This is a genomic window from Holdemanella biformis DSM 3989, assembly GCF_000156655.1.
GTDB lineage: Bacteria > Bacillota_I > Bacilli_A > Erysipelotrichales > Erysipelotrichaceae > Holdemanella > Holdemanella biformis.
Map to the genome: position 1 here is coordinate 180,441 of NZ_DS996842.1, position 17,404 is coordinate 197,844.

Below are 17,404 nucleotides of genomic sequence, written 5' to 3' on the forward strand. Positions count from 1 at the left end.
CAAACGGTACATGTCTGAATTTTTCCCAGTAGACCTTTTCGACAGCGAGCTTTTCCTTGGCACGCTTTTTTTTCAACACATTTCTTGATGGTTTCACACTGAACACTTTCTCTTTGCCATCCTTGTATGTGACGTAGAAATCAGATGTCATATACGTATGACGGTTTCGTGGATGTTTCACGTTATAGTCGTCACAGATTTCCAATGTCGTTTCAAGGTCTAAAGGATACTGTTCACGAATATCCTCGATTTCATCATTCCATCTCAGGATATGCCAGTAATAGGCTTCTCCCTGTGAGAGAAGCTCAACAGTGCGTCCTGTTTTCCAGTCCTTTGGGTTAGAGCAAGTCCCAACACTGCTGATTTCTCTTGTCTGGATCCACGGAAGGTAGGAGGCTCCAGAGCCTTTACCCCTACCCTCGTTTATTTTTGTGTCGTTTTTTATTGACAGCACGGCGGATTCTCTTTCTAGTGTTCTTTCTATAACGTCTTGCTCTACGACGTTGTTCATTGCGAACAGTCATCAAAAACATTCCATTTGAAACTTTTCTACGTCGATAACCAATCATATGTACTGGATCAATCTTGGAAAAGAACGAAACATAACGTGGATAATCATCGAATAAAAGCTGAAGAAGTACACGCTGTTCTCTAAAGGTAAAGTAGTCTACACTTTTGGTGTGAATCATCTGTACCACCTTCATTGGCAGTTCTTCCTCATCACCTTTACATCTAAAGGCTTCAACTACTTCGTTGTCTGTCAGATGCTTGTCACGCATAAGTACTTCAAGCTGGTATCTTACGATTTTGTAGAAGATAGAGCCCTTTGAATAGCAAGTTGAAAACATCTTGAATTCAGTATCTCTGTCATACGAGCCTTTGATTGGGATGAATTCCATTCGGTTCATATCCTGAATAAAACGCTGATCAGGCTGTACATATTCCAAAATACATTTGTGCTTCCAGCATGTAAAAGAACCTGGATACTGGTGCTGAAAGTGATAGACAATGTGTCCAAATCGAGTCATATCTTCTTTCATACATTCTGGACATACGCATAGATGTTCATCATTGTGGTACGGAATGATGTCGTACTGGTCTTTAACATCCTGCTTGTAGATTGAAAGTATACTTTTTGACCAAGCATTGTCTGAAATCAATCCAAGCACTTTCGGGAAATAGTCCAGATGACGAATGACTTTCTTTCCATCAATAATACGGTAACTTCTAAGCATATCATTGACGTCTATAAAGCCATTTGCAAGAGCTAGTCGATTCATCCAGCTAACAGGAAGTTCATCAACATCGGGTAAAAATTCTACAGGTAACATATCTTATTCCTCCTTTGTTACTTCTCAGAGACTTTCTCATCCCTGATCACATCTTCATAATAAATCAAGAACAAGAAATTAACCGTATTGCAAAAATCAGTGTTTTTGTGTGTACAAGGCTTCTGAAAACTGTTATCATATAGTTGTAAATAGGAAGATGAAGGAACAAATATGCAGATCAAGATTAAAGCTTTGGCCGATATTGAGTTTCTTAGTGCCAAAGTAGACAAAAAACATAATATTATTCACGTACAGGCTAAAAATCTTCTGGACTCTACTGGAAAAGACTGTGATTCTGATGGATGTACAGGCAAATATATAGCTCATGGCTTTGTTGAAACTGTTTATGAGGATTTGAACATTGATGGTTATCGAGTATTTATCCACTTAACAACAAGACGTGCCTTCTGCCCTAAGTGTAATAATGTTGTAAATAGCAAGCCTGCATGTCTTACAAGAGACTTTGTTCCAGACGAGAATGAAGAAAGCTGGTCTGGAAACCATAGAACAACAAATAGATTCCTTGACTGGATTGAGTATCTGGTTTTCAAATATGGAGTTGATGTAACCAGTGAAATGACAGGAGTCAAACCTAGAAGGCTGTATTACATTCGTCAGGCTTATCGTGACAGAAATACGGATATGCACATGGGCGAACGCTCATTAGTAATTGCCAAGTCTAGACACAATAGCAAGAATTTTTATCTGGTCATTGATACGATGTATGATTCAGACCTTCTTAACTACTTCAATTCACCTAAACTAGCTTTAAATTATGTGCTTGCTCTGAAACGGAACAACCCTGCAATTCGTAAGGTAACTGTACCTGCGGATTTTAAATACGTGGATGTATTAGCTCGCGTATTTGGTCAAGATAATGTGCAGTATGATTTCCGTTCCTTGCAGTCAATGATTACTACAGGCTGTTTCAATGCGTACAGAGAGCAAAGAAATTCGGATGATGAATCATCTATAGAAACCGAAGAGCATCTTTTCAGAACCCCAAGAACTCAGCTGACATATGATGAGCAGATTCAGCTTGATAATCTTCTTAGAACATCCCCTGTTTTCCATGATTACTATTTTTTACAGCGTGATTACTGGTATTCACTGGATGAAAAGATTGTTTTAAAGGCTAGAATCAAGAATGCTGATGTTATTGATGAAATCATGAAAGATAAGAATCGCATCAGTAAGCGTGATAAAGACAAATCAATTGATGATATTGCGTATGAGCTTGGATGCAATCTGGATTTGAATGAACGCAAAGAATATATTCTATATAAGATGAACAAGTCTTGCAAAAAGTATGAAGAAAGTCAGTATGATGAAACAGTAGAAGTTAATGTAGATCAGGAGGATGCTTATGAATAGATTTAATCTTGGTGATATTGTCTATTTCATAGCCAACGGATATCACATTCGAGAAGCCACGGTAATTAGGACAGGCTCAGGTTTCTGCACGATAAAATTCAATGACAATGAAACTCCAGCAGGAACCAGAGTCAGAGTATCCAAGTTATTCCATACTAAGCAGGAAGCTGAAGTTGTAGTTGAAAAAGCACATAACACACTGTTATACTAGGCTTTGTTGGATTTGTTAGCCACCTTTTAGAGGTGAGAATATGAAAGAACAATTACAACTGAAAAATCACTTAAAGGAAGTTCGCACAGAAGCAAATCTTTCTCAAGCTCAACTTGCAGAAATGGTAGGAGTATCAAGAAATACCATTAGTTCTATTGAAACAGGACAGTTTAATCCAACTGCAAAATTGGCTCTAATTCTTTGTATTGCATTGGACAAAAAATTTGAGGAACTATTCTATTTTTAGGAGGTCATTATGGAAAATATTATAATGTTGATTTTGGGAGTGTTCATATCTGTTGTGGGAATTATAAATATCAAAGGCAATATCAGCACAATTCATTCTTACAATAGGCGAAGAGTAAAAGAAGAAGATATACCAAAGTATGGAAAAGTTGTTGGAACAGGAACACTGATTATAGGAATATCTCTTGTATTAGGTTTTATTGTTTCGTTTTGGAGCGAAGAAATTATGGGATATATCATTCTGACAGCGATTATTATCGGATTAGGTTTGATTCTTTATGGTCAATTCAAATATAATAAAGGTATTTTTTGAGTAGTAGATACAAAAATATTAGACAGAAAAACATCGTAGCAATACGGTGTTTTTTGTTACTGTTTTCATGAAACTAAGCGTTACGTTTAGAAAAATAATCTGTTCTCGTAATCTTAAACTAAGCGTTACGTTTACGAAAAAGATTTGTTCTAACTTCATGAAACTAAGAATTACGTTTACTTACTCATGCTCAATGAAGCACAAAAAAAGCAGAACCTTTCGATCCTGCTTGTGGTTATCATCGTTTTAGAAAACACGTCTGAAAGTTGCTTACTTTGCGTCTGGATATGTGTCTTCAAATTTATCAGCATATCTATTGTGCTTTTTATACTTGAAGAACATGGCAACTAAGAAAACAACAGCTACGGCACCTAAAGCGTAAACCATCCAATCTAATGACATCATACACTATGTCCTCCTTTTCACTTATATTGTACCATATACCTTGATACAATCAAAGCGTTTACATACTAAAAAACAAAGAAACATTAAGTCTCTTTGTTCTTAGGCGTTCGAGATGTAATCACAGATATTTGTAGATGCAGGTGCTTTCGATGAAGGACTTCTCTTTTTACAACTTGGACAAACCATCCTCACGGAAACCTCCAAAATACTCCCCATAGTTAAATAGAAGGCATAAAAAAAGCGGGTAAATTGATGAGGTTTACCCGTTACTAGTTTTGTCTATACATAGAAACTTTCCATATCCAAAATTAATGGCATATTTCTTTTTGCTGAACATGAGTGCTCAAAAGTGAAATTAAGCTCTCATAATCTTCTGGAGTTAAATTGCTTTTTTTCACCAATACTATTTTTTTAGTAGAGGTTTGTAAATAAATATAATTTTTAAACACACACCACCATTGAAATGCGTCCCATTTATATTTACTTGTAACAAACTCAAGTTCAGATATTGTTGTAACTCCATCTGAATCAAATATATACTCAATTGTTCCATTTTTTACATTATCTAGGGCTTTATTTTGAATTATTTTAAAAATTAAATCCTGTTCATAATATAGACCTACTTTTGCAAACCAAATAAAAGCTATTAAACAAGCTAGTGAAATTAGTGCATTTCCTATCGAATGATCTAAAAAGGATGTTAGCGTATCAATCCCCATAATAAATGCTCCAATAACACAAACTATTTGTAATATCTTTCTATTCTTTTTAATGCTTGGGCGAGCAAAACTGATTTCTCTTATCACTTTAAATTCATCTGGACCTAAATTCAATTTAGTTTTGATCATTATAATCATCTCTCTTTCCATCAAACTAATTATAGTATACATCAAAAGCAGAAAAACATAGAGCCACAATATAAAATATTGACGGATAAAGAAATCAAAGAAATCCCTCATATAATGTTGATGGATGATTCAGATTTCAAGCAGTAAGCCAAAGGACTGATTAATAAGTCACCCCTTTTATTATGCTCGCTCATCATGAAAAGTCTTCTCATCACTATCCAATCAAAACAAAAGAAGACTTTTTCAAGCCTTCTAGTAATTTCTGACAATCGTTCCGTATTTTAGCTTTCCGTCTTCGTAAACAAATGACCACTGCTGTTGAGTATCGCTAATTGAACCATCTGGTCCTTTGCAATAATACGCAAACCATACCTCATCGTCCGTCTTTTGCATAATATGGTCAAAAAAGAAAGAAACATGTGGTATTCCATCTATGCGATATCGTTCATAGACTTGTCCATTTTCTTCCCAGAATGGGAGTTCTTTATATGGATTGGTATTCATGTCTAAATAAGGAGCAGGATACCTTCTGGAAAACTTCTGATACCATACATTCTCAACATCCTGTAACGAGTGAATATTTGGATCAGTAATCAACGTATTGCCAAAATCTCCAGTACCCTCAAAAAATGTACCTGCCATAAAGCAATAGTAAGTACGCCAGAAATCATCAAGATGATCATTTGCGTAAGTAAGCAACTCCTCATCTGTATACATACTCGAAATCCCCGTAGCAACTGGTGTTTCTTCCACCTGACTAGCTTGTGTTTCCTGTTCTTGCGATGTTTCTTCCTTGGCTTCATTTGTTTCTTTGGTGTTTTTTTTCGATTCTTTTTTCTTTGATTTGGATTTGTCTTGTTTTTTCACTGAGACTTTTTCAACCGTTTTCTTTTTTGTATCTTTATTAGAGACTGCACATCCAGACAACATTAATGTAGTTGCCAAAACAGCAACAATAATCCTATTCCTTTTCATACTCTTTCCCCATTTTCTGCTTCTAGTATATCATTCAGATTGAAAACAAACAAAATCCCGATGAAATATCTATATAAGTGTGACTTTTCATGATTTATGGGTTACTGTATATGTATGAGCATGAAATGGAGTGATAACTATGTCAGTAACTATTACAACTTTAGCAAATAATGTTAAACAGCCCAGAGGCGGATACCTCCCTGTAAAACTTTTTAAAGAAACACATTATGAGTCTGAAAACGAATTATTTTCTGATGAGAATGGTTCAAAATCATTGATTGGAACAACCGTAGATAATATGACTCGTATTCTGTTAGGTGCAAAACCAAAGAAAGTGTTTGAACCCGCTTCTTTTGGAATGATGGCGATTAAAGACCTTAACTTTGATTTAATTGATGAAGTCACAGGACTAGATGATGATTCAATCCTTGCAGCATATCAGCTTTCTTTTTATGAACAGATATACAGAAGTGGTTATATACCATCTATTGATTATGAACTTGAGCTTCCAGATGAGCATACGATTGAAAATATCAGAGAAATGGTAAATCGCTCATTAAGATACTTCCAACATCAAGCAAAGCTTGTTAATGTTGGAGATCGTTTGTCGGTAAACTATAAAGAAGACAACATTTACGGTGATTATGACTATTTAACAGATGATTCCCTAATCGACATGAAAGTGCTTAGCAAGAAAATCGCCAACAAATATACACTACAAATTATTCTGTATTGGATTATTGGAATGAAGTCGAAGAAAAAACTTTTCAGTAACGTCAAATACCTGAAGTTCTATAACCCCAGATTAAACGTAGAATATTCATTTGATTTAGATGAATTAACTCCAGATATTCTGAAGCCGATTCTAGAAGAAGTGTTAATGAATCGGTAAAACGAAACATATAAAGATAAACAAAGCTATAGTTTGAACAGATTCTTGTGTTCTATTCACTGTAGCTTTTTTATTTTGTTCTTTTCTTTCTCGAGCATGTTTTCAGCTATTCCGGATAAAGCCCAGCTTTTTCATCACCCCCTGCTTTTACAGTATGTAGGATTATTGTATAACCCATTATAAATATCTGACGAAAACGTTCTCAAATCAATCGAGTATTTTTTCGTGGTTCACTGTATGCGTAAAGCCAAGTAGGAAACGAATTGTGGCTTTATGTATGCATAAGGAGGTATTTGGAATGATATGAAAAACATAATAAAAATATCAATAATGAGTGGACTCGTAACGGCAGGTGTACTGTTGTGTGGGCTTCCTCATGCTATGGCGGAAAGCGTGCCTCAAAACAATGAGACTTATTATTCCGTTAATGTACCATCGGAGATCAGCTTAAGCCCTGACCAAGATGAGACAACATTCACGGTTTCAGGAAACACGTATCAAAAAAGATGGTTAGACATAGATATAACGAGCAAGAACAACTTCAATCTGAAGAATGGACAAGCTTCCATCCCCTACAAACTGGACAAGACAAAGCTCGAATATGAGCCACAGTATGTAGACAAGGACAGTGATTCCTTCTCGGAAAGTATTAAGGTTTCGAAGAATGAAGCTGATGTGAAATATTCTGGTAATTATCAAGATCAACTCCAGTTCACTATGAACCCCGTAGAAACACGAACCATTCAGCTTGACTGCAACGGCGGTACAGTGAATGGAAAAGATAAGGTTGCTTATACGGTTAAAAATGGAAGCTCTTATGGGCAATTACCTGTTCCTGTCAGGAGTGGTTATCAGTTTTCTTCATGGAAAGATGAAGATGGTAATACAATATATTCTGGAAGTACTGTAAAACCAAACACTGAAAAATTATCAGTTGTATGGCTTCCAATACGAGTTTTTTATTTTGGTGCTTTTATAAATGGCAACCAAAATGAATACCTACAAAATATAGGTACATTTGATATTTATAAAAATGGCAAACTAACTGGTATAAATAGTTATTCTGTGTGGGTAGCTGGAAAAGCTGGTGACGTATATGAATGTAAAAACTTTAAAATAAAACCTATCTTTAAATATAAAGGAATATGGGGTCAAAGTTTACCCAAAGGTGTAACAATTAATGTAGATGAAGATGGCAATTTAATATCTATAAAAGCAGTATTACAGATGGATACTGATTCAGGTTTTTCGTTAAATTTTGAAGCTCTATCACCTTTACAAGCATTAATTAATTCAACAAAAACAACCAGTTTAATTTTAGATGCAGACAAGCCAATTAATGTTCAGAATGTTAGTACTATTGAAGACATGTTTACTACATCAGCTGGTGTATATGTAAAAAATAATGAACTTCATCTATACAATACAAAAGGTGGTAGGTTAATAGCAAAGCAAGATTCATCGCATTTATTTGAATATACATATATAGATAAAATTGACGCAAACAATCTTGACGTTTCTAATGTTACTGATGGAAGTTATATGTTCTATGGTTGTGCAAACTCTACAGAAATAAATGTTTCTCAATGGAATACTTCGAAAATAAAATACTTTGATAAGATGTTTAGCAACTGTCAATCACTAGCCTTTTTAGATGTTAATAATTGGGATATGATTTCAGGTTATAGTCTTAATAATATGTTTGCATATTCTGGAATTACAGATATTGACTTATCCAAATGGAATACATCTAACATAACTAATCTATCCAATCTCTTTTTTGAATGTACAAGACTTAAACAAATTGATTTGCATACATGGAATACAGAATCTGTATCAACTTGTCATTGGCTATTTAGAGGTTGCTCATCTCTTGAATTTATAAATATAGATGGTTGGAACACCTGTAACGTATATGACATGGACAGAATGTTTGGTGAGTGCCCAAAATTAATTGCTATAAAAGGTTTGAACAAACTTAATACCACAAATGTTCAATTTACGCGATTAATGTTTATAGGCGATCGATCTTTAACAACTTTAGACCTATCTTCATTTGACACTCAGAACTGCATAGATACAAGCCAAATGTTTCGAGGCTGTTATAACCTTAAATCAATTTATGTCTCAGATACGTTTGTAATGACAAAAGTTTCCAATTCAACACAAATGTTTTTAGATTGTACTTCTCTAATCGGTGGCTCTGGCACAAAATACGACCCAACATACATAGATTCTACCGCAGCACGTATTGACGGTGGAGTTAATAATCCAGGCTATTTCACATCAATCTCCGACAAACCTCTAGAAACACAACAAACAAACGAGGAAACGGTCAATGAAGTAAGAAGCGTAGAAACACCTATAAAAGAACCAGACGAATTGGAATCAGACTCAAAACAAAACGAATCAGAATCTCAGCAATGAGGTTCTTTTTTTATACCTTCTCGACAGCCTCTTTCAACAGCGCTGAAATTGCACACTATGAGAAGTAATGTTTTGATCGAGTTGTCCCCATTTGAGATGATTATGAAAACGCCGTGAGAGAAAACGAGGAAATGCCACATAAATAATTGGAAAGCGAGCACTCATTCAACAACGCTCTCATAAACGCCTCTAAAATCTTTGGAAGTTCTTAGTTTAATGGAAACGTGTCAAACCACTGTTTCACTTTTCTAAACGTAATTCTTAGTTTAACCGTTTTGGTGCCAACTCACTGTATGAGTTTTTTAAAAGAAGTTTTTAGTTTAAGGAAAAAACGTTCATTTCACTGAATCACTTTCTTAAAAGAACCTCTTAGTTTAAGGAAAATGAGCAAAAAGGTACAAAAAAAGACCAACAGTGGAAGTTGTTAGTTTTGGAGAGACAGCTTTATTGTTTTCATGAAACTAACAGCTTCTTTAAGAAACTAACAACTTCTTTTAAGAAATTATCTTGTTTCTTCATTATGAAACTAATAACTTCTTTTACCAAAATATCTTGTTTACGTAATATGAAACTAACAGCTTCTTTTACGAAAATAATTTGTTCTAACTTCATGAAACTAAGAACTTCCAAAGTTTGCTTCGTTTGTTTGTGAAAGCACAAAAAAACAAAGAAACATAAAGTCTCTTTGTTCTTAGGTATTCGAGATGTAATCACAGATGTTCTTAGATGCAGGTGCTTTTGATGAAGGTCTTCTCTTTTTACGGGTTGGACTTCCTGTGATGATGGCAACTACCTCTTTGGCAACTTCAGTTGGCTTCATACGATGGTATGCATCTTCTGCCAAGATTTGTCGAACATAGCGTGCGATATCGTCTGATGTTACATCTGTATAGATTTGATGGACTTTGCCAATCACGATTTTGATCATCTTGCTTTCGTAAGCCAAGTTCTCAACATTTGTTTCTGGCATCTCGTATTTGTTCTTGTCACTTTCAGCAAGCATCAGAATCTGTTCATCTTCCATTTCTTCAACCTTTGCCTGATTGACCATGTCGATAGCTCCCTTCAGCTGACCAAAGTGTTTCTTACTGACTGACTTGATGAACTTTTCGTTAATGGTTACGATTGTACCCTTTGACCGATTGTCCAGATATTCAATCATGATCCATTTGTACAGCCAGATGAGCATATTGATGATTCCACCTGTACATTCATACAGAGTATCTGTTTTCATAAAACTAAGCGTTACGTTAAGAAACTAAGCGTTACGTTTACGAAAATATCTTGTTTCTAGTTTCTTAAACTAAGCGTTACGTTTAGAAAAATAATCTGTTCTCGTAATCTTAAACTAAGCGTTACGTTTACAAAAAAGATTTGTTCTATCTTCATGAAACTAAGAATTACGTTTACTTATTCGTGCTCAATAAAACACAAAAAACAAAGAAACATTAAGTCTCTTTGTTCTAGGCGTTCGAAATGTAATCGCAAAAAAAGCTGGGCAACGTTTCGAAGTTGATGTTGTTCAGAAAATGCTGATACCGAAAATTGCTATCAAAGATAAGCTACAATAGATTCTTTTTCTAATAGCCTATTAAGTTGCAATATTTTGATCTATTTAGCTTCTTTTTTCTTATAATACCAATAACAGAAACTAATAAAAATTATGTCTAAAATGCACATAATGATTTGCCCCGTATCATGTGTATAGATACTATATAAAATCAATACTGCAGTAATGGTGAAAAAAGAAATCATTTTCCATTTTGAATAATCCGTAAATTGTACAACAAAAAATAAGATAAATTGTACAGTGAATAATAAGTAATACATACGTATTTATTATACCTCCTTATACCTGTCTAAAATTATCATACTTAAAATCTAGAAAAGTTATTATTGTTTGAGACAACATGTCTAGAAGTTGTTTACTTTGCATCTGGATATGTGTCTTCAAATTTATCAGCATATCTATTGTGCTTTTTATACTTGAAGAACATGGCAATCAAGAAAACAACAGCTACTGCACCTAAAGCGTAAACCATCCAATCTAATGACATCATACACTATGTCCTCCTTTACACTTACATTGTACCATGCGCCTTGATGTAATCAAAAGGCTTACATACGAAAAGGTGAAAAAAACAAAGAAACATTAAGTCTCTTTGTTCTTAGGCGTTCGAGATGTAATCACAGATGTTCTTAGATGCAGGTGCTTTTGATGAAGGTCTTCTCTTTTTCTGAGTTGGGTTTCCTGTGATGATGGCAACTACCTCTTTAGCAACTTCAGTTGGTTTCATACGATGATATTCATCTTCTGCCAAGATTTGTCGAACATATCGTGCGATATCGTCTGATGTTACATCTGTGTAGATTTGATGCACTTTGCCAATCACGATGTTGATCATCTTGCTTTCGTAAGCCAAATTCTCAACGTTTGTTTCTGGCATCTCGTATTTGTTCTTGTCTCTTTCTGCAAGCATCAGAATCTGTATCTTTTATTATATAAACTATCGAAGTATTCCAATTTGTTCCATTCAGTTTCTTCATCAGTAAGTTTAATTAATTGCTTTGAAGTAATTAAATACTACAGGACTGAATCATCAATCAATGATTTCAGTCTTTTTTTATACCCTTCTCTTTTCTCGAATCCTCTCACAACGCTCTCGAAAACCGACAACGACGAATTGCACACTTTGAAAATAATGTTTTCATAGGATTAGTTATAAAAGTAACATTCGTTCTACGAGAGCGTTCTTAAAGCAATCGAAAATCACTCCTTTAATTGAGATAACATCAGAAATCAAGTATACTAGATACATAATTAACGTTGTACTTGTAATCTTAATATGCAGCGGGTTTCCCATGACATTCTCTAAAAGGAGGCGGTTAAGAGTGTGTTCTCTTGGGCTAGTAACTAAAAGTGAATTTTTATAAAGAAAACAGGTCAATTGCGATAATATAGGAGAAGAAAATATATGCACAGATATTACCAGAAAAAACTAAAAAAATGGCATAAAACTTTAAATTCTTACATGAATTATATCAGCTATGAACTAGAGTCGCTTACTGGACAGTCTTATGATACCCTCATTCAAGAAATTTGGACAAACTATCAGGAGGAGATGTTAGAAAGATTCCCTTACATTGGCGGAGATGCTGCCAGTGGAACAAAGAACCTTATCGGAGCTTACATGTTTGTGAGCATGGGTGAAGTATTAAAAAAATATGGTGTTACGACAGCGCAGAGCGGTCACCTGATGATTCTTATTTATGAGCGTCAGTTTAAAAAGATTCCGTCTTTTTTACGGAGTATAATGGGTAAAATCTTTACTAATCCCCGATTTCTTACAAAAATATTCCTAAAAAAGGATAGGAAGAATGCATTAAACGCTGCACAGAATCCCGGAAGTTTCGAGACACAGACACAGATTCCACCAGAAAAGGGGTATGATTTCAGTTATCACAACCTCGTTTGTCCGCTAGCGGATTTTGCAAAAAAATACGGATATGAAGAATACATGCCTTACCTCTGTAATCTGGATTATGTCATGTTCGGTATTCTGGGTGCCCCACTGTACAGAGAGCATACCTGCTTTGATGATGATTATTGTGATTTCAAGTTGAAACTTTCTGCCAAACCGATGGACTATGATCCGCCGGTGTTCACGCAGGGGAATGGTTATAAATAGCCAACTCCCACATTTTAATTGAATTTTGTCTAGAACAGGATAACGAATTGACAGATGCAGAAGTGGAAGAAATCCATCGTACGATGGTGATGGATGATTCGGATTTTAAATAGTGGCACGAAGAACTGGAGTTGCTTCCAGCTCTTTTGTTATGTTTGCTTTCTTCCTCAAAGGTTCTCATAACGTTCTTGACAAAGCCTTTAAAACCTTTGAAAGTTATTAGTTTAAGGGAAACGTGCTAAATCGCTGTTTCACTTTTCTAAACGTAATTCTTAGTATAACCGTTTTAGTGCCAACTCACTGTACGAGTTTTCTAAAAGAAGTTCTTAGTTTAAGGAAAACGGATAAAATTGCGTAAAAAAAGCCAACTCGTTCCTAAAGGGTTTTTATCAGTTAAGCAAACTTGAGGTTGTATCATCACTTATCTTTATCTTTCTTTGAAAAAATAAGGCTGCCAAACATGCCAAAAGATATACCCAGACATATTCCGATTCCAATTCCAGCCATGCTATTTAATGAGTTTATGAAAACAACGCTCCAAAGTATTGCTGCGATTATTCCGATAGTGACTCCTATAATTATCCTTTTGTTGTTCATGGTCTTTATCCTCCTTAAATCCCGATTGAGATTTCACTTTTTTAAGAAATTTAATAACTGTTATATTTTGTTATTAAATTCTCCGCAATCAAAAAAAGCAGAGCCAGCTCTACTCAGACTCTGCCTCTCACTTTTTTCTTTTTATACTGCCGCTATTCTTCTACTTCTCTCTCATAAACGATCTCACCGCCAAGAACTGTCATATCCACTTTCGTGGACTTGATCTCATCCGGGTCGATCTCATAGATATTCTTCTCGAGAACTACGAAGTCCGCATTTTTTCCCACTTCGATGGTTCCGTTCTCGTCTTCAGTATAGGAAGCGTAAGCTGCGTTTTTTGTAAAAAGCTTCACCGCTTCGTCTACGGATAATTTTTCGGATGGGATCCAGCCTTCCTGTGGCTGACCGCTGATATTTTTGCGGGTAACTGCAAAATAAATATTCTCCATTGCATCAAAGCTTACCACAGGAGCATCCGAGCCGCCGGACGTATGGATTCCCATATCCAGCATACTCTTCCATGCATACACCTTATCCATACGTTGTGCGCCGATGGCAGGTTCCACTGTGTTCATATCCAGATCGATAAATACCGGCTGGATATATGCCAGCAGATCCTGGTCTTTCATCCCCTGCAAAATACGCGGATTGGTGATCTGGCAATGTACGATACCATGTCTGCCCTTTTTGTTATCCTTCCGGTAAGGAGATTTCGCAACTGCCTCAATGACCATATCCATGGCACGATCACCTATACAGTGTACCGCCGCCTGCATCTGATGCCGGTCAAAAAAAGCAAACAGATCGTCAAGCTCATCCTGACTGAATGTGATGATTCCGGTATTTTCCGGCGAATCCTCGTAAGGCTCATTCATGGCCGCTGTTCTTGCACCAAGGGAACCATCCTGGATCAGCTTCATCGGTCCAATAGTAAAGTGATCTTTCCTCTGCCCGGTATGATATCCTTCCTCGATAAAAGCCCTCGCATCCTCCGCTCGCTCAAAAAGGCACTGCTCATAATGGCGGATACTCAGCTCTCCTCTGGCATCAAGTGCCTTGTAGGAGGCCATGATCCGACGCCAGTTTTTTCCCGGAAGGGAGGCAAGATCATCGGACTGTACACCTGTAAATCCACATTCATTCAGCTTCTTTGCACTGTATCTGATGTAGCCTTCCACTTCTTCCTGGGATGGTGCTTCCAATACGGAAGAATAAAACTGTACTGCATTCTCCTTCAGAAGTCCGGTATCCAGATCAACCTCCTTCTCAATCTCCGGAAACGCCGGGATTTTTTTCAGAAGCTCCAGACCACAGCTGTTGCACACAGCCACATGCCCGCAGACACGCACCATAATGATGGGGATTTCCGTTGAGAGTGCATCCAGCTCATCCTTATGCGGATAGCGCGGCTTATCAAAATGCTCCTCATTCCAGCCTCTGCAGTAGAGCCAGGTCAGCTTCTGACCTTTACTCTCCTCCAGTCTTTTTTTTGCTGCAGCAAGCATTTCCTCAACACTTGTGCAGTCAAACAATTTCACAGATCTTTCCACAAATGCATAATGCAGCATATGCATATGTGTATCCACAAAACCAGGCAGCATCAGCCTTCCCTTAAGGTCAATCCGTTTTTTGCAGGAAAAAGCTTCCGCTTCTTTATCAGTTCCCACAAAAACGATCCGGCCATTTTCGATTCCCACAGCCTCTGCCACTTTTTCACTGTTATCCAGTGTTCTTATACATCCGTTAAAAAAAATCGTATCCACTGTTTATTTTTCCTCTTTTTCTTTTTCTTTTTTATCCTCGTAGAAAAGTGCCATATCCTTGTCTACTTTTCCGATTCCCATGTAACGCGCCTTATAATCCTTCAGCAGCTTAAAGAAGGTACCACTTAAGATAAATAATGTGGCAACATTTACAAATGTAGGGAATACCGTTGTAAAGTCTGCAATTACCCACAGCTGTGCCGGTGTTCCGTTTCCGTAAAGAGTAAGCACTGTAACCAGAAGACCCCATAATGGCGTTCCAAGGATAAAAACCTTCTCTGCGATTTTCAGAACCTTCTGATTGTTTTTCAGCCAGTGCTTCAGGATCACGCTGTAATAGGTGAACCATCCGGTTGATGTTGTCAGTCCGAAAAGGAAAATACTGATCGCAATCAGTGCTCTAGCAACAGAGCCCATTCCTGACTCAAATGCTGTCAGTGTCAACTCTGATCCCTGAAGTCCTGAATTCCAGTAGCCTGTGGTGATAACAACAAGACCTGTCATGGAGCAGACTACGATGGTGTCTGCAAATACCTCAAATGCTCCCATCAGTCCCTGTTTTACAGGATGGTCTGTTTTTGCGGAAGCATGGATCATAGGTGAGGTTCCCCAGCCTGCCTCGTTGCTGTATACAGAACGGGCAAATCCAAGACGCATAGTTGTTGCAACACCGGCTCCCATAAATCCGCCGACTGCTGCCTGTGTTGTAAATGCACCCTTGAAGATCAGTCCAAAGGTTTCCGGCAGCTTATCAAAATTCAATACCAGTATTGCAAGAGATCCTACAATGTAAAGCATGCACATGATCGGTGTCATATAGGAAGATATCACACCGACTTTCTTTACACCGCCAATGATGATCAGGTAGATCGCTGCCACATACAGAAGTGACGGCACGATGTACGGCAGATGGAAGGTACTTCCGACAGCCTCTGATACTGTATAATTCTGTAAGGTGATGAACCATGTCATAAAAATACAGCCGCCGAACAGTACTGCAAAAAGTTTCCAGAAGGGAAGCTTTTTCTCTTCGCCAAGACCCTTCTGCATGTAGTAGGTCGGGCCTCCCTGGTACTCACCGTTTGGCTGTTTTTCTCTGTAGTACACAGCAAGTGTTACCTCTGCCATCTTGATGACCATAGCAAGAAGCGCCGCAATCCAGAGCCAGAATAATGCACCAGGTCCTCCTGTTGCAATGGCTGTTGCAACACCGGACATATTGGATACTCCAACGGTACCGCCGATTGCAATGGAAATAGCCTGGAACGGTGTCAGGCTCTTTCCGTCGTCTCCGCCTTCCTGACGGCGTTCTTTACTGAACATGTTTTTCACAATGTAACCAAAATGGCGGAACTGGAAGAAACCGGAACGTACTGTCAGATATACACCAGTAGCGAGAATCGTGATCAGCAGCGGCAGTCCCCAGAGCCAGTTGGTCAGATTTTCAAATAATTCAAACATCTTTTCCTCTCCTATCCTTTTTATTGTTTTTCTTTTGTATACATTCGGAAAATCCGCGTACAGAATATAAAAAATCCCCAAAACATGAAGTCAGATACGGATACCCGGTGTTCTCGACATACAGCTCTTCTGCCATATATCTGCGAGCCCCGTTTCTGCCCTCTTTATACTTCATGCTCTGGGGATCTTACATTTCAGTCCACTAATCTTCCAAACGGTCACAGTATATCATAGTTCCGGAGGAATTGCTATTTTTTCCGTTTGAATGTTGTGCTTTTTATTCATTTTTCGTGAATATTACTATTTTACCGTATCGGCTCCGGATACTCCACCCCTTCCGGCATGGGATCCCATTCGTTAAGTCCAATGCTCTGCTTGAATTTTGCCTGTTCAAGCGTAAGCTTCGGGAGATCATTCTGCAGATAATCCATCAGCTCGCTGATACCTTCCCTTGTCTTATTATTTACCATAAAGATCCTCTCACAGCCCATGTTCTCCATCCACTGTATGACCATTGGAATATTGGTATGTGGGAAATCTACCTTGGTGATGATCCAGAATTTAACGAGTATGATCTATCTGAAAGATTGGCTGGCAATGTAGAATAATATTCTTGGACTTATAATGTGGATCAATCTGATGTTCAACCAGGCTATTCCAAATTATCTGAAAACCAAGCTATTAACATAATTGAAAATGGAGGTGCCATCGGATTTGTATGGTACAACAAATCCGCAAAGATTACTAAAATTGTATTTTATTCAAGTGCAATTATAGAATAAAACATAATCATACTATATATTAAGCAAATCCATGAGCTATATAAACAAATGTTAATATTTATTTTGCACATTGCTATACATAGTGTTATA

At 37.1% G+C, this 17,404-nt stretch carries 21 protein-coding genes; 7 read left to right on the forward strand and 14 right to left on the reverse strand.

Going from position 1 to position 17,404, the window contains the following annotated elements:
• Together EUBIFOR_RS05905 and EUBIFOR_RS05910 are read right to left on the reverse strand one after the other, a co-directional pair.
• On the reverse strand, window positions 1–454 hold a 454-nt coding region (locus EUBIFOR_RS05905), incomplete at its 3' end, for a TnsA endonuclease N-terminal domain-containing protein (protein WP_003865057.1).
• Window positions 414–1,331, reverse strand: coding sequence for a TniQ family protein (locus EUBIFOR_RS05910; protein WP_003865058.1), 918 nt, complete (start codon window positions 1,329–1,331; stop codon window positions 414–416). The genes EUBIFOR_RS05905 and EUBIFOR_RS05910, both read right to left, overlap by 41 nt.
• 171 nt (window positions 1,332–1,502) lie before the next feature.
• On the opposite strand from EUBIFOR_RS05910, the gene EUBIFOR_RS05915 reads away from it, so the two are divergent.
• Genes EUBIFOR_RS05915 through EUBIFOR_RS05930 form a run of 4 tightly spaced genes read left to right on the forward strand, consistent with a single transcriptional unit; the run spans window position 1,503 to window position 3,475 of the window.
• Window positions 1,503–2,705: a transposase family protein gene (locus EUBIFOR_RS05915; protein ID WP_003865059.1), complete on the forward strand. Its 1,203-nt coding sequence runs from the start codon at window positions 1,503–1,505 to the stop codon at window positions 2,703–2,705.
• On the forward strand, window positions 2,698–2,916 hold the full coding sequence (locus EUBIFOR_RS05920) for a hypothetical protein (RefSeq protein WP_147587381.1): 219 nt from the start codon (window positions 2,698–2,700) through the stop codon (window positions 2,914–2,916). The genes EUBIFOR_RS05915 and EUBIFOR_RS05920 overlap by 8 nt, the downstream gene beginning before the upstream one ends.
• Before the next feature lie 40 nt (window positions 2,917–2,956).
• Window positions 2,957–3,163, forward strand: a complete 207-nt coding sequence (locus EUBIFOR_RS05925; RefSeq protein ID WP_003865061.1) for a helix-turn-helix transcriptional regulator — start codon at window positions 2,957–2,959, stop codon at window positions 3,161–3,163.
• A 9-nt stretch (window positions 3,164–3,172) separates the two neighbouring features.
• Window positions 3,173–3,475 (forward strand): hypothetical protein, encoded by a 303-nt coding sequence (locus EUBIFOR_RS05930; protein ID WP_003865062.1) that lies wholly within the window; start codon window positions 3,173–3,175, stop codon window positions 3,473–3,475.
• Between the two features lie 270 nt (window positions 3,476–3,745).
• Here EUBIFOR_RS05930 and EUBIFOR_RS13415 read toward each other — a convergent pair whose 3' ends face one another.
• From EUBIFOR_RS13415 to EUBIFOR_RS05940, 3 genes are all read right to left on the reverse strand, one after another.
• Window positions 3,746–3,880 carry a hypothetical protein gene (locus EUBIFOR_RS13415; protein WP_003865063.1) on the reverse strand — a complete coding sequence of 45 codons (135 nt, stop codon included), beginning with the start codon at window positions 3,878–3,880 and terminating at the stop codon, window positions 3,746–3,748.
• Window positions 3,881–4,188: 308 nt separating this feature from the next.
• On the reverse strand, window positions 4,189–4,728 hold the full coding sequence (locus EUBIFOR_RS05935) for a YcxB family protein (protein WP_040466248.1): 540 nt from the start codon (window positions 4,726–4,728) through the stop codon (window positions 4,189–4,191).
• Between the two features lie 252 nt (window positions 4,729–4,980).
• Complete coding sequence (locus tag EUBIFOR_RS05940) at window positions 4,981–5,703, reverse strand: hypothetical protein (RefSeq protein WP_003865065.1); 723 nt, start codon at window positions 5,701–5,703, stop codon at window positions 4,981–4,983.
• A 139-nt stretch (window positions 5,704–5,842) separates the two neighbouring features.
• On the opposite strand from EUBIFOR_RS05940, the gene EUBIFOR_RS05945 reads away from it, so the two are divergent.
• On the forward strand, window positions 5,843–6,595 hold the full coding sequence (locus tag EUBIFOR_RS05945) for a hypothetical protein (protein WP_003865066.1): 753 nt from the start codon (window positions 5,843–5,845) through the stop codon (window positions 6,593–6,595).
• Between the two features lie 303 nt (window positions 6,596–6,898).
• Window positions 6,899–9,022, forward strand: coding sequence for a BspA family leucine-rich repeat surface protein (locus EUBIFOR_RS05950; RefSeq protein WP_040466249.1), 2,124 nt, complete (start codon window positions 6,899–6,901; stop codon window positions 9,020–9,022).
• A 453-nt stretch (window positions 9,023–9,475) separates the two neighbouring features.
• Here EUBIFOR_RS05950 and EUBIFOR_RS12720 read toward each other — a convergent pair whose 3' ends face one another.
• From EUBIFOR_RS12720 to EUBIFOR_RS05965, 5 genes are all read right to left on the reverse strand, one after another.
• On the reverse strand, window positions 9,476–9,634 hold the full coding sequence (locus tag EUBIFOR_RS12720) for a hypothetical protein (RefSeq protein WP_003865068.1): 159 nt from the start codon (window positions 9,632–9,634) through the stop codon (window positions 9,476–9,478).
• A gap of 79 nt (window positions 9,635–9,713) precedes the next feature.
• Window positions 9,714–10,256, reverse strand: coding sequence for a hypothetical protein (locus EUBIFOR_RS05955; protein ID WP_003865069.1), 543 nt, complete (start codon window positions 10,254–10,256; stop codon window positions 9,714–9,716).
• Window positions 10,257–10,633: 377 nt separating this feature from the next.
• A complete protein-coding gene (locus tag EUBIFOR_RS05960) occupies window positions 10,634–10,852 on the reverse strand; it encodes a hypothetical protein (protein WP_003865070.1) in 219 nt (72 codons plus the stop codon).
• A 95-nt stretch (window positions 10,853–10,947) separates the two neighbouring features.
• Window positions 10,948–11,082 (reverse strand): hypothetical protein, encoded by a 135-nt coding sequence (locus tag EUBIFOR_RS13420; RefSeq protein WP_003865071.1) that lies wholly within the window; start codon window positions 11,080–11,082, stop codon window positions 10,948–10,950.
• A gap of 108 nt (window positions 11,083–11,190) precedes the next feature.
• Window positions 11,191–11,502, reverse strand: a complete 312-nt coding sequence (locus EUBIFOR_RS05965) for a hypothetical protein (protein WP_003865072.1) — start codon at window positions 11,500–11,502, stop codon at window positions 11,191–11,193.
• 495 nt (window positions 11,503–11,997) lie between these two features.
• On the opposite strand from EUBIFOR_RS05965, the gene EUBIFOR_RS05970 reads away from it, so the two are divergent.
• Entirely contained in the window at window positions 11,998–12,711 is a 714-nt protein-coding gene (locus EUBIFOR_RS05970; RefSeq protein WP_003865073.1) for an L-2-amino-thiazoline-4-carboxylic acid hydrolase, read from the forward strand.
• 417 nt (window positions 12,712–13,128) lie between these two features.
• Here the strand turns inward: EUBIFOR_RS05970 and EUBIFOR_RS05975 are convergent, their stop codons facing one another.
• The 4 genes from EUBIFOR_RS05975 to EUBIFOR_RS12725 all read right to left on the reverse strand — a co-directional run bounded on the left by EUBIFOR_RS05975 (window position 13,129) and on the right by EUBIFOR_RS12725 (window position 17,107).
• Window positions 13,129–13,308: a hypothetical protein gene (locus EUBIFOR_RS05975; protein ID WP_003865074.1), complete on the reverse strand. Its 180-nt coding sequence runs from the start codon at window positions 13,306–13,308 to the stop codon at window positions 13,129–13,131.
• 152 nt (window positions 13,309–13,460) lie between these two features.
• The gene (locus EUBIFOR_RS05980) at window positions 13,461–15,071 is read right to left on the reverse strand and encodes an amidohydrolase (RefSeq protein ID WP_003865075.1); all 1,611 of its coding nucleotides are present in this window, start codon (window positions 15,069–15,071) and stop codon (window positions 13,461–13,463) included.
• 3 nt (window positions 15,072–15,074) lie between these two features.
• On the reverse strand, window positions 15,075–16,532 hold the full coding sequence (locus EUBIFOR_RS05985; RefSeq protein ID WP_003865076.1) for an alanine/glycine:cation symporter family protein: 1,458 nt from the start codon (window positions 16,530–16,532) through the stop codon (window positions 15,075–15,077).
• A 305-nt stretch (window positions 16,533–16,837) separates the two neighbouring features.
• Complete coding sequence (locus tag EUBIFOR_RS12725; RefSeq protein WP_315969419.1) at window positions 16,838–17,107, reverse strand: EutP/PduV family microcompartment system protein; 270 nt, start codon at window positions 17,105–17,107, stop codon at window positions 16,838–16,840.
• Window positions 17,108–17,404 lie beyond the last annotated feature (297 nt).